The 12675-nt window shown below is 71.5% G+C and carries 14 protein-coding genes; 8 read left to right on the top strand and 6 right to left on the bottom strand.

Annotated features, from left to right (window positions below; translation table 11 throughout):
• The first annotated feature begins 5 nt into the window (after nucleotides 1–5).
• Both ACWIHY_RS01770 and ACWIHY_RS01765 read left to right on the top strand, forming a co-directional pair.
• Nucleotides 6–974 (top strand): DMT family transporter, encoded by a 969-nt coding sequence (locus ACWIHY_RS01770; protein ID WP_454373561.1) that lies wholly within the window; start codon nucleotides 6–8, stop codon nucleotides 972–974.
• Nucleotides 961–1173, top strand: a complete 213-nt coding sequence (locus ACWIHY_RS01765) for a Trm112 family protein (protein ID WP_454373560.1) — start codon at nucleotides 961–963, stop codon at nucleotides 1171–1173. The genes ACWIHY_RS01770 and ACWIHY_RS01765 overlap by 14 nt, the downstream gene beginning before the upstream one ends.
• A 21-nt stretch (nucleotides 1174–1194) precedes the next feature.
• Here the strand turns inward: ACWIHY_RS01765 and ACWIHY_RS01760 are convergent, their stop codons facing one another.
• Together ACWIHY_RS01760 and ACWIHY_RS01755 are read right to left on the bottom strand one after the other, a co-directional pair.
• Nucleotides 1195–2103, bottom strand: coding sequence for a nitroreductase/quinone reductase family protein (locus tag ACWIHY_RS01760; RefSeq protein ID WP_454373559.1), 909 nt, complete (start codon nucleotides 2101–2103; stop codon nucleotides 1195–1197).
• A 341-nt stretch (nucleotides 2104–2444) separates the two neighbouring features.
• A complete protein-coding gene (locus tag ACWIHY_RS01755) occupies nucleotides 2445–3443 on the bottom strand; it encodes a fibronectin type III domain-containing protein (protein WP_454373558.1) in 999 nt (332 codons plus the stop codon).
• A gap of 123 nt (nucleotides 3444–3566) precedes the next feature.
• On the opposite strand from ACWIHY_RS01755, the gene ACWIHY_RS01750 reads away from it, so the two are divergent.
• Nucleotides 3567–4277 (top strand): hypothetical protein, encoded by a 711-nt coding sequence (locus tag ACWIHY_RS01750; protein WP_454373557.1) that lies wholly within the window; start codon nucleotides 3567–3569, stop codon nucleotides 4275–4277.
• Between the two features lie 25 nt (nucleotides 4278–4302).
• Here ACWIHY_RS01750 and ACWIHY_RS01745 read toward each other — a convergent pair whose 3' ends face one another.
• Entirely contained in the window at nucleotides 4303–4902 is a 600-nt protein-coding gene (locus tag ACWIHY_RS01745) for a class I SAM-dependent methyltransferase (protein ID WP_454373556.1), read from the bottom strand.
• 79 nt (nucleotides 4903–4981) lie between these two features.
• The gene (locus ACWIHY_RS01740) at nucleotides 4982–5668 is read right to left on the bottom strand and encodes an alpha/beta fold hydrolase (protein WP_454373555.1); all 687 of its coding nucleotides are present in this window, start codon (nucleotides 5666–5668) and stop codon (nucleotides 4982–4984) included.
• 110 nt (nucleotides 5669–5778) lie between these two features.
• Here ACWIHY_RS01740 and ACWIHY_RS01735 point away from each other — a divergent pair, with 110 nt between their 5' ends.
• From ACWIHY_RS01735 to adfB, 5 genes are all read left to right on the top strand, one after another.
• A complete protein-coding gene (locus ACWIHY_RS01735) occupies nucleotides 5779–6600 on the top strand; it encodes a chitosanase (RefSeq protein WP_454373855.1) in 822 nt (273 codons plus the stop codon).
• A gap of 194 nt (nucleotides 6601–6794) precedes the next feature.
• Nucleotides 6795–6962, top strand: a complete 168-nt coding sequence (locus ACWIHY_RS01730) for a hypothetical protein (RefSeq protein ID WP_454373554.1) — start codon at nucleotides 6795–6797, stop codon at nucleotides 6960–6962.
• Nucleotides 6963–7133: 171 nt separating this feature from the next.
• The gene (locus tag ACWIHY_RS01725) at nucleotides 7134–7523 is read left to right on the top strand and encodes a lasso peptide biosynthesis protein (RefSeq protein WP_454373854.1); all 390 of its coding nucleotides are present in this window, start codon (nucleotides 7134–7136) and stop codon (nucleotides 7521–7523) included.
• On the top strand, nucleotides 7523–9097 hold the full coding sequence (locus tag ACWIHY_RS01720; protein ID WP_454373553.1) for a hypothetical protein: 1575 nt from the start codon (nucleotides 7523–7525) through the stop codon (nucleotides 9095–9097). The genes ACWIHY_RS01725 and ACWIHY_RS01720 overlap by 1 nt, the downstream gene beginning before the upstream one ends.
• Entirely contained in the window at nucleotides 9094–9423 is a 330-nt protein-coding gene (gene adfB / locus ACWIHY_RS01715) for an actinodefensin-associated protein B (protein WP_454373552.1), read from the top strand. Before ACWIHY_RS01720 ends, adfB begins: the two co-directional genes overlap by 4 nt.
• A gap of 77 nt (nucleotides 9424–9500) precedes the next feature.
• On the opposite strand, the gene ACWIHY_RS01710 is transcribed toward adfB, so the two are convergent.
• Both ACWIHY_RS01710 and ACWIHY_RS01705 read right to left on the bottom strand, forming a co-directional pair.
• On the bottom strand, nucleotides 9501–10940 hold the full coding sequence (locus ACWIHY_RS01710) for a nucleobase:cation symporter-2 family protein (RefSeq protein WP_454373551.1): 1440 nt from the start codon (nucleotides 10938–10940) through the stop codon (nucleotides 9501–9503).
• 334 nt (nucleotides 10941–11274) lie between these two features.
• Nucleotides 11275–12660 (bottom strand): 8-oxoguanine deaminase, encoded by a 1386-nt coding sequence (locus ACWIHY_RS01705; RefSeq protein WP_454373550.1) that lies wholly within the window; start codon nucleotides 12658–12660, stop codon nucleotides 11275–11277.
• Nucleotides 12661–12675 lie beyond the last annotated feature (15 nt).

Here is a 12675-nt window from a genome sequence, read left to right as displayed (position 1 = left end):
GCGCGATGTGGTGGGGCGTGGCAGCCGCGCTGCTGGCGAACGTCCTGTACAGCACCGGCTTCGTACTGGAGAAGCGCGCCCTGGCCAAGCTCCCCGCGCTGAACGTACGCCGCCCCGCCCACCTGCTCCGCCACCTCCTGCGCAGCCCGCTGTGGATCGCCGGCTCACTGGCCCTGGCGGGCGGTTTCGCGGCGCAGCTCATCGTCTACCGAACCCTGCCCATGGCCGCGTCACAGGCCCTGTTCGTCTCGGGCCTGGTCCTGCTGCTCCTCCTCTCCCACCGCTTCCTCGGCGAACGCACATCGCGCCGAGAGCGCTGTGCGCTGGCCGCGGTCCTCCTGGCCCTGCTCATGGTGGTCGGCTCCCTGCGCCAGGACGCGGACAGCGTCGGCCGCAGCTCCCCCTACGCCCTGATCCTGCTGATCAGCGCCATGTCCCTCGGCGCAGCCTTCGCTCTGTACGCCACCACAGAGCGCCGCAGCTCCCGCAGACACCGCGCACCCACCACGAACGGCGTCGAGTACGCGGTGGCCGTCGGGTTCGTCTACGGCGTGAGTTCCCTGGCCATCAAGGGAGTCTCGGCCCACCTCACCCCCGCCGCCCTGGACGACCCGGCCGCAGCCGCGCAGGCCCTCCTCACGAGCCCGTACCCGTACCTGCTCCTGATCACGGGTGCGACCGGCCTGCTCCTCTCCCAGACAGCGCTCCAGCGCTGCCGGGCATCCCTGGTCGTCCCCGTCTGCACGACAACGTCCTGTCTGTACACCGCGGTTGTCGGCACCTTCGCCTTCGGTGAGTCCCTCCCCGACGACCCCCTCCTCCTGGCCCTGCGCCTGACCGGAGCCACGCTCGCGGTGGCGGTCCTCCTGACCCTCACGGCGAACCAAGAAACACCCCAGCCACGCCAGGCACCGCCAACACCCCACACACCCGAGATGCCCGACACCCAGGAGCTGAGCCGTGACCCCCGATGACCCGCTGCTGAAGATCCTCGCCTGTCCGCTGGACAAGGGCCCGCTCACCCTCCTCGCACCGGAGAACGCCCTCTACAACCCGCGCCTGCGCCGCCGCTACCCGATCGTCGACGGCATCCCCCAGCTGCTTCCCTCCTCGGGCGAGCAGGTCCCGGAAGCCGAGCACAACCGCCTCCTGGCCCTGACACCCACCGACTGAGCGGGCCGCACCGGAACCCGCTCACCCCCTCGGCGGGAACGGAATCCCGGCCAGCACGGGGATGAGCGACGCCTCCTCGTAGTCGAGGTGGGCGGTGAGTTCCTCGGTCATACGGGCCAGTTCCGCGCGGAACCGCTCCGGTTCCGCGCGCCCGATGTCATTGAGCAGGGCCAGCAGCTCGCCCTGGAGCCGGGCGACCGTCACGTGCTCCTCCCGGAGCCGCTCGAACGCCTCGCTCAGGTGGGGATACTGCCGGGCGAGCCCGGGAAACACATGCGCGTCCTCGCTCCGGTGGTGGAATTCCAGGGACTGGCAGAACGCCAGGCAGTGCTGCCGGATCTGAAACCCGAGGGCGGGCGCCGGCGGCGGTTCGCCGGGCCCCCGGCGGGCGGCGGCACGCGCGGCGAAGTGGGCATCGGTCTCGTCACTGACGTGCTTCAGCTGCGCGCGCAGCCACGCGTGGACCTCCATGAGCTTGTCGGCGAGACTGGCCACCTCCCGGGGCCCGTCCTCCTCCTCGTACGCGACACGCTCCAGCACCACGACCGGCAGCACCCGGCTGATCCCGGCCTGATATTCCCCGTATCCGGGCTCCGCGCCCACCACCTGGGCGAAGAGCTCGTCGCGCCGGGCACCTTCGGCGGGAACGGCGACGGCTTCGTATTCCTCGGCGCCGATTTCCACCCGGACCAGAGGGTGCGCGAGCAGGTTGTGGTACCAGGCGGGATGCCGGGGCGCGCCGGCGGCGGAGGCGACGACGAGCAGCAGCCCGCCGTGGCGGACGTAGCCGAGAGGCGTGGTGTGCGGCTTCCCGGACTTGGCGCCGGTGGTGGTCAGCAGCAGAAGATCGCCGCCCTCGAAGGGACCGCCGACCTTCCCTCCTCGGGCACGGAACTCGTCGATGACGGACTGGTTGAACGAAGTGGGCATGCGGAGCGGGTCTCCAGGCAGAAGGGGTTCCGCGCAGCGGTGACCGTGCGCGGAGAACGTCAGGAAGGGTGTCGGAAGGGCACGACGCCCAGCGGCCGACGGCGAATGCGCCCGGACCGGACGGCGTGCGAATGCGCCGAGACGTCAGGCGCGGGGAGCGGAGTGTGAACTCATGGCACGGTCCCTCGGTGATGGTGTTCGCCCGACCGCCGGCCTGCCCACTTCTTTTTGGCCGGCGTCACGCGACACGCGGCCCATTACAACCACCCGCCGACCGGCTGTCAACACCGGCCGGGGGCAAGCGGCGCCGCTCAGCACCGGCCGGCGCCTGTCAGGTCCGCTCAGCGCGTCACCACGGTCCGCTGCGCCGAGAAGTCCCCCCACTTCCCGTCGGGCAGCTTCGCGCGCAGCTTGATGCTGTATCGCGTACCGGGCGGCTCGGCGACCGTGAAGTGGTACGCCGCGGTACCCTCCGGCGGGGCCGCACCCCACACGATCGTCGTGGCCAACTCGCCGTTGAGGAAGAGCTGGTGCTCCCGTATCCCGCCCTCACTCCCCACCCGCGGCGGCGTCCACTCGAGCTCGATCTCCCGCACGCCGCCCGTGGTACGAGCTGTCGCCTTCATGTCCCGGGGCGCGGTGGACGGCCCCTCACCCCGCCCCGGAGCGGTGGTCAGGTCCAGGGCGTTGCTGTCCCCGGAGGAGTTCTCGGCGGCGTCCCGCGCCCGCACGGTGAAGGTGTAGACGGTCCCGGGCCGAAGCCCGGTGACCCGGGCCGTGGTGGTGGCGCCGCGCACGCTGTGGATGCGGGAGTCCTCCTGGTAGATGTCGTACGACGTGACGGCCGTGTCGTCGGCGGCCCGCTCCCAGGACAGACTCACCGCGCCGGTCCCCTCGACGCGCCCGCGCAGTTTCGCGGGCGCGGAAGGCACCTTCCGGTCGTCCGGCGTGGCGGCCGGGGTCGTGACGGGGACGGCGCCGCCGGGAGCGGAGAGGTTTCCGGCGGCGTCGCGGGCGCGGACGGTGAACGCGTAGGCGGTCGAGGGAGTGAGCCGGTCGATGTCGACCATGTGGCGCGAGCCCGTCACGGCCTTGACCTTGGTCCCGTTCTCGTAGACCTCGTAACCGGTGACCGCCTTGTCGTCCCTCGACCGGTCCCACATCACATGAACCGACGTGGCACTGCCCGCCTGGGCCGTCACCCCGCCCGGTCTGGAGGGTCTCTCGGTGTCGCGGTCCGGTCCGGTCACGGCGCAGCCGACCGCCGCGATCGTGAACAGAGCGGCGGAGCAGGCCAACACGGCGCAGACGGTGGGGCGTTGCACGGCCGGACCCCTCATTCGAAGGCAATGGTCCAGACCTGTATCCCACGGGTGGCGACGCCCGGCAAGAGCCCGCGCCAACCCCGCTATTAGGCTGACGCCCCAGAACGGACCGGATCACGAAATAGGGGGGCCGCCTTCATGGCGATCACGTACAGAATGCTCGACCCCCGCAGCCACACCTCCCGCGGCCGCGACACATCCATCGGCCTCAAGCCCGGCGCGCCGGTCGTGGTCGTGGCCGACGACGGTACGTCGCAGGGCCCGCGACCGGTGGCGTACCTGCTGCGCAACACCGCCGCCGACGGCCCGAACGCGTACCTCCCGGGTGCCCGGGAGATCCTTCTGTACGGCGACGAGCGGTGCCGCGAGGTCCTCGCGTCGGTGACGACGGAACACGGCACGGGCTTCGGGTTCGGCGGCCCCCGCTTCGCCTACCGGGTGCTCGGCCCGGACGGCACGCCGATCGGCCGCATCTCCCTGCGGCGCGGGCGGATCTTCCGGATTGGCCGTTCGCACTGGACCATGGAGCAGGCCGGCACGCCCCCGGTGCGCGGCTCGGCGGGCCGCCTGATGTGGTGGGCGCTGTGGTGGACGGTGCTGCTGCCGCTCAACGTCGCCCTGCTCTTCGCCGCTTTCACGGGCATCGCGCAGGACCCGGTCACGACCCCGCGCCGCATCGTCTGGCGGGACGGCGCGGGCCGGGCCGTGATGTCCTTCCGCGGCCTGGCGGGCGACTACCGCGTACTGGGGGACCACTGGGACCCCCGGATGGTGGCGTCATTGGTGGCGATCCATCAGACGTACGTCTCGATCGCCATCAGCGACAGCACGGACTGGTACCACCGCTGACAGCCGCCGGACGCGGGCAGAACCGTCAGGCGTTGCGGTACACCAGCAGGTACCTCCAGAAAAGCAGCCTGCGCACCGCGCACCCCGGGAGCAGTTCCGCCGCAGCCCGCCTCACCTCGGCCAGCGGCGTGACGGGCCGGCGCACCGGAGCCATGACTCGCTCCTCGCTCCTCCCCGACACCCGCTCCCGTGCGGCCACCGCGAGCCGGGCGGCCGCGTTCACCGGCACGGCGGCGAGGCTCCAGGCCCAGTCGGTCCTGGAGGCCTCGGGGGCGACGCCGAGGACGACGAGGACCCCGCCCGGGGCGAGAGCTTCGCGCAGTGCGGTGAGCGCGGTGAACGGTATGTGGTGCAGGCTCGCCAGACAGGAGATGAAGTCGTAGTGCTGCCGGGGCAGGGCGACTTCGGTGATGTCGGCCTGCCGGTAGCGCACGGGACCGCCCGCCGCGCGGGCCGCTTCGAGAGCCTCCGCGGCCGGGTCGACGGCGTCGACCTCGATGCCGAGGGCCGCGAGCCGGCGGGCGAACCGGCCGGTTCCACAGCCGACGTCCAGAGCGGTGAGCGCGGAGCGCGGCACGTACCTGAGCAGCAGCCGGTGGTAATGGTCGTTGTGATCGAACGGCATGTCACCGACCCTGGCACGAACCGGGCGGCCCGCGCGGGCGTCTTGAAGATCAGCCGGTACGAGGTGACCTCGGCCGGTGTCAGCTGGTCATGAACTCGGTGACCTCATGCGCGAACGGGCGGGGGCGCTCCTCATGTACGTAATGACCGGCCGGGATGGTGATCAGCCGGCAGTCGGGAATGAGCGCGGCCATGTCCGGCAACCGGTCCTGGGGCATGGAGCTGTCGGGACCGCCGGTAATGATCATGGTCGGTGCGACGATCTCGCCGAGGCTCTCGGCCCAGTCCGGGTCGGGCTCGGCGAGCTGGCGCGAAATGGCCGGCACGACGGGCCAGTCGTAGTCGAGCGGCTCGTCGGGGCGCTCGACCGGCACCTCCATGCCGCTCGGGAACGGCGGCGGGGTCTCCTCGAGGACGAGCCGCTCCACGCGGTCCGAGTTGTCCTGCGCCAGCAGGTGGGCGACGACGCCGCCCATGCCGTGGCCGACCACGCCGACCCGGTCCAGTTCCAGCTCGTCGAGGAAGCCGATGACGTCGTCCCGCATGAGCTCGACGGAGTACTCGTCGGGCCAGTCGCTCTCGCCGTGCCCGCGCAGGTCGATCGCGTAGACCCGCCATTCCTCGCCGAGCGCCTGCCCGGCCTCTTCCCAGCTCGCCGACGACGAGCCCAGTCCGTGCAGGAGCACGACCGGCGCCCCGTACGAATCGCCCCAGGTCCGGTAGGCCAGACGTACGTCGCCGACATCAACTACAGAGTGCTCACCCATGCCCCCGACGCTACAGGCCGGGGCGGCGCGCTCCGACCGCGCGGGTGCGTGACCTCGTGAAAGGTCCCCGCGACGTGAAGCCGACCGTCACCGTCCGTCTGCTCCTGGTGATGCTCCTGCTGGCGCTGTCCGCCTCCCTTTCCGCCTGTACGACCGGCGGCGGTGAGGGCGACGCGAAGCCGGGGGCGGGGCCCGGGCCCGGGGCCGGGGCCGGGGCCGGCCTCCGCGACCCGGCGAAGAAGGACATCGCCATGCGGCTCGTCTCGAGCGCCGAGAACTCCTCGCTGGACTGGAGGGCGCAGTACAAGTACATCGAGGACATCGACGACGGGCGGGGCTACACCGGCGGCATCATCGGCTTCTGTTCCGGCTGCGGCGACATGCTGAAGGTCGTCGAGGGCTACGCGCGGGCCGAGCCTGGCAATCCGCTGGAGGCGTTCCTTCCGGCGCTGCGCGCGGTCAAGGGCAGCCCGTCGCACAAGGGGCTGGGACGGCCGTTCACCAGGGCGTGGGCGCGGGCGGCGCAAGACCCGGCCTTCCGCAGGGCGCAGGACGCCGAGCGGGACCGGCACTACTTCGACCCCGCCGTCGCCCGCGCGAAGCGCGACGGGCTCGGTGCGCTGGGGCAGTTCATCTACTTCGATGCCTACGTGATGCACGGCGCGGGTGACGCCACGGGCACGGTCGGCTTCCGCACGATGCGCCGCGAGGCCATGGCGGCGGCCCGTCCGCCGTCGCGGGGCGGCGACGAGACGGCGTACCTGAACGCGTTCCTGGACGCCCGCGTGGCGGCGATCCGCCGCGAGCCGTCCCACTCGGACACCAGCCGCATCGACACAGCGCAGCGGGTGTTCCTGCGCGAGGGCAGGCTCGGCCTCGAAACGCCGCTGCGCTGGCAGGTGTACGGCGACAGGTACCGCATCGACGGCTGACCGCAAGGCGGGGCCCGCGTGCATGCGCGCGGCCTACACGCGAGCGGGCCGGGCCACAAGAGCGTGAGCAGCGCACTTTCCACCGGGGGCCGGGCTCCCGCACGCCCAGTGACGGTACGTACAGGTGACGATACTTTTAGTGACGACTCAAGATCGTGGGCGGCCGGACACCGCGCACGGAGAAAGGGGACCACGTGACCACGACGTCACTTGCCGCACGCCTCGCCAGTGACGGCTTGCAGCAGCATCTGTTCACCGCGCCCACGACGGTCGCGGCGGCGTGCGAACCGTTCGCAGACGCGTGCTGGAGCACGTCCGAGTGCTTCGGTGACTGCGGCGGCTGGACGTTCATCCGCGCATAGACAAGGAGGACCGGGCTCGCCGGAGCCCCCGCGTCCGCGGCGCGCCTGCTCCGGCGGGCCGTGTCCCCCGCCCACCGCACTCACCACTTCCTCGCCACTTTCCTCACCCCTTGTTCCACCGCTTGTTCCACCGCTCGTCACTGTGCTCAGGGAGGGCCTTTCTTGTTGCTGGTGAAAGCGGCGCGCGGCGCGCGCCGGTTCGTGGAATCCGTCAAGGGCGAGGACGGTTCGTACCGCCTCGACCACTGGCCGCAGGTACAGCGCATCAGGCGCCCGGGACGCGGTCCCGGGCGCCGGGACACCGGGGCCGTCGTCATGCGGCTGCGGTTCGCTCAGCGTCTGACGATGGGGTTCCTCGACCCGGTGGACGACGCCCTGTTCCTGGTGGCCGGGCTGCGGCGCATGGGCATCCCCGCCACCTTCCACCTGGGCCGCGAGATGGTCCCGGTCACGCCGCCCTCGGGTTTCTACGCGTGGGTGCAGTGCGGGGAAGCGGTGGTGAGCACTTCGCTGCCGGTACGGGAGACCTATGTCGAGGTCCATCGATCGGGGCGGGACTGATGACGGAAACGAAAACCGGAACAAAGTCGGAAACGACGGACCCGAGGGACCCGACCCAATCGCGGACCGGACCGGCCGTCGCGCTCGGAGGCCTGGCCGCGACGCGCGGCGAGGCCCGCCGCACCGGCCCCGGCCCCTGGGCGGAGCCCGACGGCGTACGGATCGAGCGACCGTCGCCGGACGTCTTCCGGCTGAGCCGCGACAGCCCGGGAAGCCGGGCCGTGTACTACAGGGTGCGGTACGGGCATGTCGAGTGGGGCGACGACCTGGGCGCGTTCGCGACCGGCGGGCTCCACCGGCCACCCGGCCCCGGGCAGTTGCTCGCGCTCATCCACGGCACGGTGCCCCCGCCCGACGCCACGCTGATGCCGGGCGTGCGGCGCCTGGCCGTGGGCACGGTCGTACAGGTGGACCCGGCCGGGGTCACCGTCACACGCCGGCGGCCGGAACTGCCCGAGCCGGGCACGGGACCGGCCGAGGCGGTGGCGCGCGCCCTGCGCGGCCTGAACGGTGACTACGCCATCGCGTACAGCGGCGGGCTCGCCTCGGCGTTCCTCGCGGTGTGCGCTCTGGCGGCGGGCCACCGGCCCGTACTGCTGCACGCGGACCTCGGGGGTGCCTGGGGAGAGGGGTCTCCCGCCTGGCCACCGCCGATTCCCGGCCTGGAGATCAGGCATGTCCGTATCGATGCGGCCGAGTTGCTGGCTCACGAGCCGGTCGGCGGAAACGAACCCGTGCCGCCGCTGCCCGACACCCACGCGCCCCAGCGGCTGATGGACCGGCTGAGCGAGAGCTGCGGGCTGCCGGTGGTGAGCGGCGGGCTGCTCAAGGATCTGATGTCGGCCAGGCTGCCGGAGGCGGACACAGGCTGCCGGGGATGGCGGCTGCTGGGCTGCGAGCCCTTCCACATCACCGACACCTTGCGCGGGCTGGCCGAGGCCCGTGAACTGCTCAGCAGGAACGCGGTGTTCTCGCCGGGCCTGGGCGGCCGGAAGGTCCCGGACGGACGGACGGCACGGAAGCCGGCTCCGCCCAGACCGGCCGGCGCCGCGCCGCTGCCCGGACTCACCCAGGAGGGAGAGGAGGCGCTGTCCTCCTCCCGGCACGGGATGCTGGCGGTGTGGAAAGACCATCTCGACTTCCTCGACCCGGTGTCGGGCCGGGTGGTCGCGGGGCTCGAGGAGCGCGGCACGGGCGGGGCTCTGCTGCCCGCGCTGGACCCGGAGGTGATCGCGGCCGTGGCCGCGCTGCGCCCGGCGAAGCTGGGACGCATCCACCGCGGGGCCTTCCACAACCACCTGCCGCTCGAACGCGCCCTCAGCAGGCGGAAGGTGTACGACGTCTGCCGCGCGCCGTCGGGACACTGGCTGCGGCTGGCGGCGGTCGCCCATCTGCACCGTGAACGCGGACGCATCCATGCCTGGCTGGAGCAGGAGAGCGCGCTGGCCGATCTCGGCGTACTCGACGTGGGCCGGGTCCTGGCTGTGCTGCGCGACGGGCGCGAACTGGCGGATCACGCCCTGCCGATGCTGCGTCTGGTGTGGGTGTGCCAGTGGCTGCGAGGGCGCCGATGACGTCTCCCGGCACCGGACTCTGCCCCGCATCCGGACCCGGTCCCGTACCCGTGGCCGTGCCGGCCGTACTGCGGCTGGCACCGGACGTGACCCTCACCCGGCTGCCGTACGGCGGGGCCGTGCTGCTCAACGTGGTGACGCTGACGCTGGCCGAGTGCGGCGAGCCGCAGGCCATGGTCATCGACCGGCTGCTGGCGTCCGGCCTGTCCACGGCGGACCGCGAAGCACCGCCTGCCTACCTGGCCGCCGAACTCGTCGGCAACGGGTGGCTGACCGTGTGCCTCTCGCCCGTCCCCTCCCCGCCCGCGCCGGGAGCGGTGGAGTAGGGACGGGAGCAGGGACGCGGGACGACGTGTGGCGCGTACGGCACCGGGAAGTGCCGTACGCGCCGGACACGGTCGTGTCAGTGGGCGGTCGCCGGGATCTGGTCCGGGATCTCCGGCTGGGTGGCGTTCTCGTCCTGGCTGTCCTTCTTGCCCAGGTGGTTGAAGGCCAGGTTGAGGACGATGGCCACCACGCACCCGGTGCTGATGCCCGAGTCGAGGACCACCAGCAGGTCCTCGGGGAACGCGTGGTAGAAGGTCGGCGCCGCGATCGGGATGAGGCCGATTCCTAGAGCCGCGGCGACGATCAGCGCGTTCTCGCCCTTCTCCAGCGCTGCCGTGGCGAGCGTCTGGATGCCGCTGGCCGCGACCGTACCGAAGAGCACGATCCCGGCGCCGCCGAGCACCGGCAGCGGTACGAGGGCGATCACGGAGGCCAGGACCGGGCACAGGCCGAGCAGGATCAGGATGCCGCCGCCGGTGGCGACGACGAACCGGCTGCGGACCTTCGTCATCGCGACCAGGCCGATGTTCTGCGCGAAGGCGCTGCACATGAAGCCGTTGAACAGGGGGCTGATCGCGCTGCCGAGGGTGTCGGCGCGCAGGCCGCCCTCGATGGTCTTCTCGTCGGCCGGGCGGCCGACGATCTTGCCGAGGGCGAGCATGTCGGCGGTCGACTCGGTCATGCACACCAGCATCACGATGCACATGGAGATGATCGCCGCGACCTCGAACTGCGGGGCGCCGAAGTGGAAGGGGGTCGGGAAGCCCACCAGGTCGGCGTTCTTGATGGCGTCGAAGTGAGTGATGCCCACCGGGATGGCGATGAGCGTTCCCGCGACGAGGCCGAGGAGGATCGCGATCTGCTGGAGGAAGCCGCGCAGCAGCTTGCGCAGCGCGAGGACGATCACGAAGGTGACGGCTGCCATGCCGATGTTGGTCATCGAACCGTAGTCGTCGGCCTGGGAGTTGCCGCCCTGGGACCAGTTGAAGGCGACCGGCAGCAGGGACACACCGATCAGGGTGATGACGGTGCCGGTGACCACGGGCGGGAAGAAGCGGACGAGTTTGCAGAAGTACGGGGCCGCGAAGAAGCCCAGTACACCGGCGACGATGATCGCTCCGAAGATGATCGGTATCGCGTTGTCGCCCTCGCCCTTGCCGATGGCGATCATCGGGGTGACTCCGGCGAACGAGACGCCGTTGACGAAGGGGAGCTTGGCACCGATCTTCCAGAACCCGAGGGTCTGGAGGAGGGTGGCTATGCCGGCGGTGAAGAGGCTGGCCCCCATGAGGAAGGCCGTCTCCTTGGCGTCGAGTCCCACGGCGGGGCCGACGATCATGGGAGGGGCGACCACACCGGCGTACATCGCGGCCACGTGCTGGAGGCCGCTGGTGAACATCTTGCCGGGCGGCAGCTTCTCGTCGACCGGGTGCTTCGGGTCGGGTCCGGGCGGGGGGCCGGACGGGGAGTCGGATTCGGCGGATGCATCTTTGCGAAACCTGGGCTTGGCGGCCACGGCGGTTCCTCCGGTCGGTTACACGCCTGCGGGGACGTGGGTGTCTTGGAGGTGGTGCGGAGTGGTGCGTTGAAGCAGGTGGTGCAGACGTGCATGACGCATGGGGGGTATGCGGGCTGTGGGGTCTCGGGGCCGTGGGGTTTTGGGCCAGTGGGGCCTTGGGGCAGTGGGGCCTTGGGGGCGCGGGGCGGCCGCACCCCTGACGTATCGTCACCGTCCCCGGAGGCGCGAGCACTTGGGCACGCGCCCCCGGGCACAGCTGCCGTGGACCCCGCTCGGGTCCGCGGCCGCCGGCTGAGGGCCGTCCCCCTCAGCCGGACTTCCATGGGGGTGGTCAGCCCTGCGCGACGATCCGCGCGAGGCGCTGCGCCTCGGCCCGCGCGTCGCGGGCGATGGCGTCCTCGTCCACCGTGATCAGGCGGTTGTCCTCGACGACGGGCTTGCCGTTGACGAGCGACAGGGTGACCGGGGCCGCGGCGCCGAAGACGATCGCGGTGACCGGGTCGGCGATGGTGGAGTGGCCGAGGCCGTCGATCTTCCACATCACCAGGTCGGCGAGCTTGCCGGCCTCCAGCGAACCGATCTGGTCCGCGCGGCCGAGCACCTGCGCTCCGCCGTACGTTCCGAGGCGCAGCGCCTGGCGGGCGTTGAGGGCCGCCTCACGGTGCGCGCCGAGGCGGTTGATCAGCAGGGCGTTGCGCAGTTCGGTGTGCAGCTCGCCGGACTCGTTGGACGCCGTACCGTCGACGCCGAGGCCGACCGGGACGCCGGCCTTGAGCATGTCCGGGACGCGGGCGATGCCGGCCGCGAGGCGGGCGTTGGAGGACGGGCAGTGGGCGACGCCCGTGCCCGTACGGGCGAAGGCGGCGATGTCGGAGTCGTTCATGTGGACGCAGTGGGCCATCCACACATCGCTGCCGAGCCAGCCGGTCGACTCGAAGTAGTCGGTCGGCCCCATGCCGAACAGTTCCTTGCAGAACTGCTCCTCCTCGACCGTCTCGCTGCCGTGGGTGTGCAGGCGCACACCCAGGCGGCGGGCCAGTTCGGCGCCCTGCCTCATCAGCTCGGTGGAGACCGAGAACGGCGAGCAGGGGGCGACGGCCACCTGTGTCATGGCGTCGAAGGACGCGTCGTGGTGCTTCTTGACGGTCTCCTCGGTCGCGGCGAGCGCGCCTTCGAGGGTCTCGACGGCGAAGTCCGGCGGCAGGCCGCCGTCCTTCTCACTGCGGTCCATGGAGCCACGGGCGAGGGTGAAGCGTACGCCCATGTCGGAGGCGGCCCCGATGACGGCGCCGGACAGGTCGCCGGAGCCCTTCGGGTAGACGTAGTGGTGGTCCATCGCGGTGGTCACACCGCCGCGGGCCATCATCGCCAGCGAGCCCTGCGCGGCCGCCTTCACCATGGGCTCGTCGATGCGCGCCCAGGTCGGGTACAGCGCGACCAGCCAGTTGAAGAGGTTGTGGTCGGTGGCCAGGCCACGGGTGATCCACTGGTAGAAGTGGTGGTGCGTGTTCACCAGGCCGGGGGTGACCAGGTGGCCCGTGCCGTCGATCCGGCGTACCACGTTCTCCAGGCCCTCGGGGGCCTTGCCCGCGCCGATCGACTCGATGCGGTTGCCGACGACCACGACGTACCCCGAGGCGTACTCGGTGTCGTTGGCGTCGACGGTGGCGATGGCACAGTTCTCGATGATGATGCGCGCGGCTGCCGATGCTGCCATGGTGCGTCCTTCTCT

The sequence above is a fragment of the Streptomyces sp. NPDC055287 genome (genome assembly GCF_053646035.1).
The sequence above is the reverse complement of the archived record's forward strand: the minus strand, read 5'-3'. Positions and strand labels throughout refer to the sequence as shown.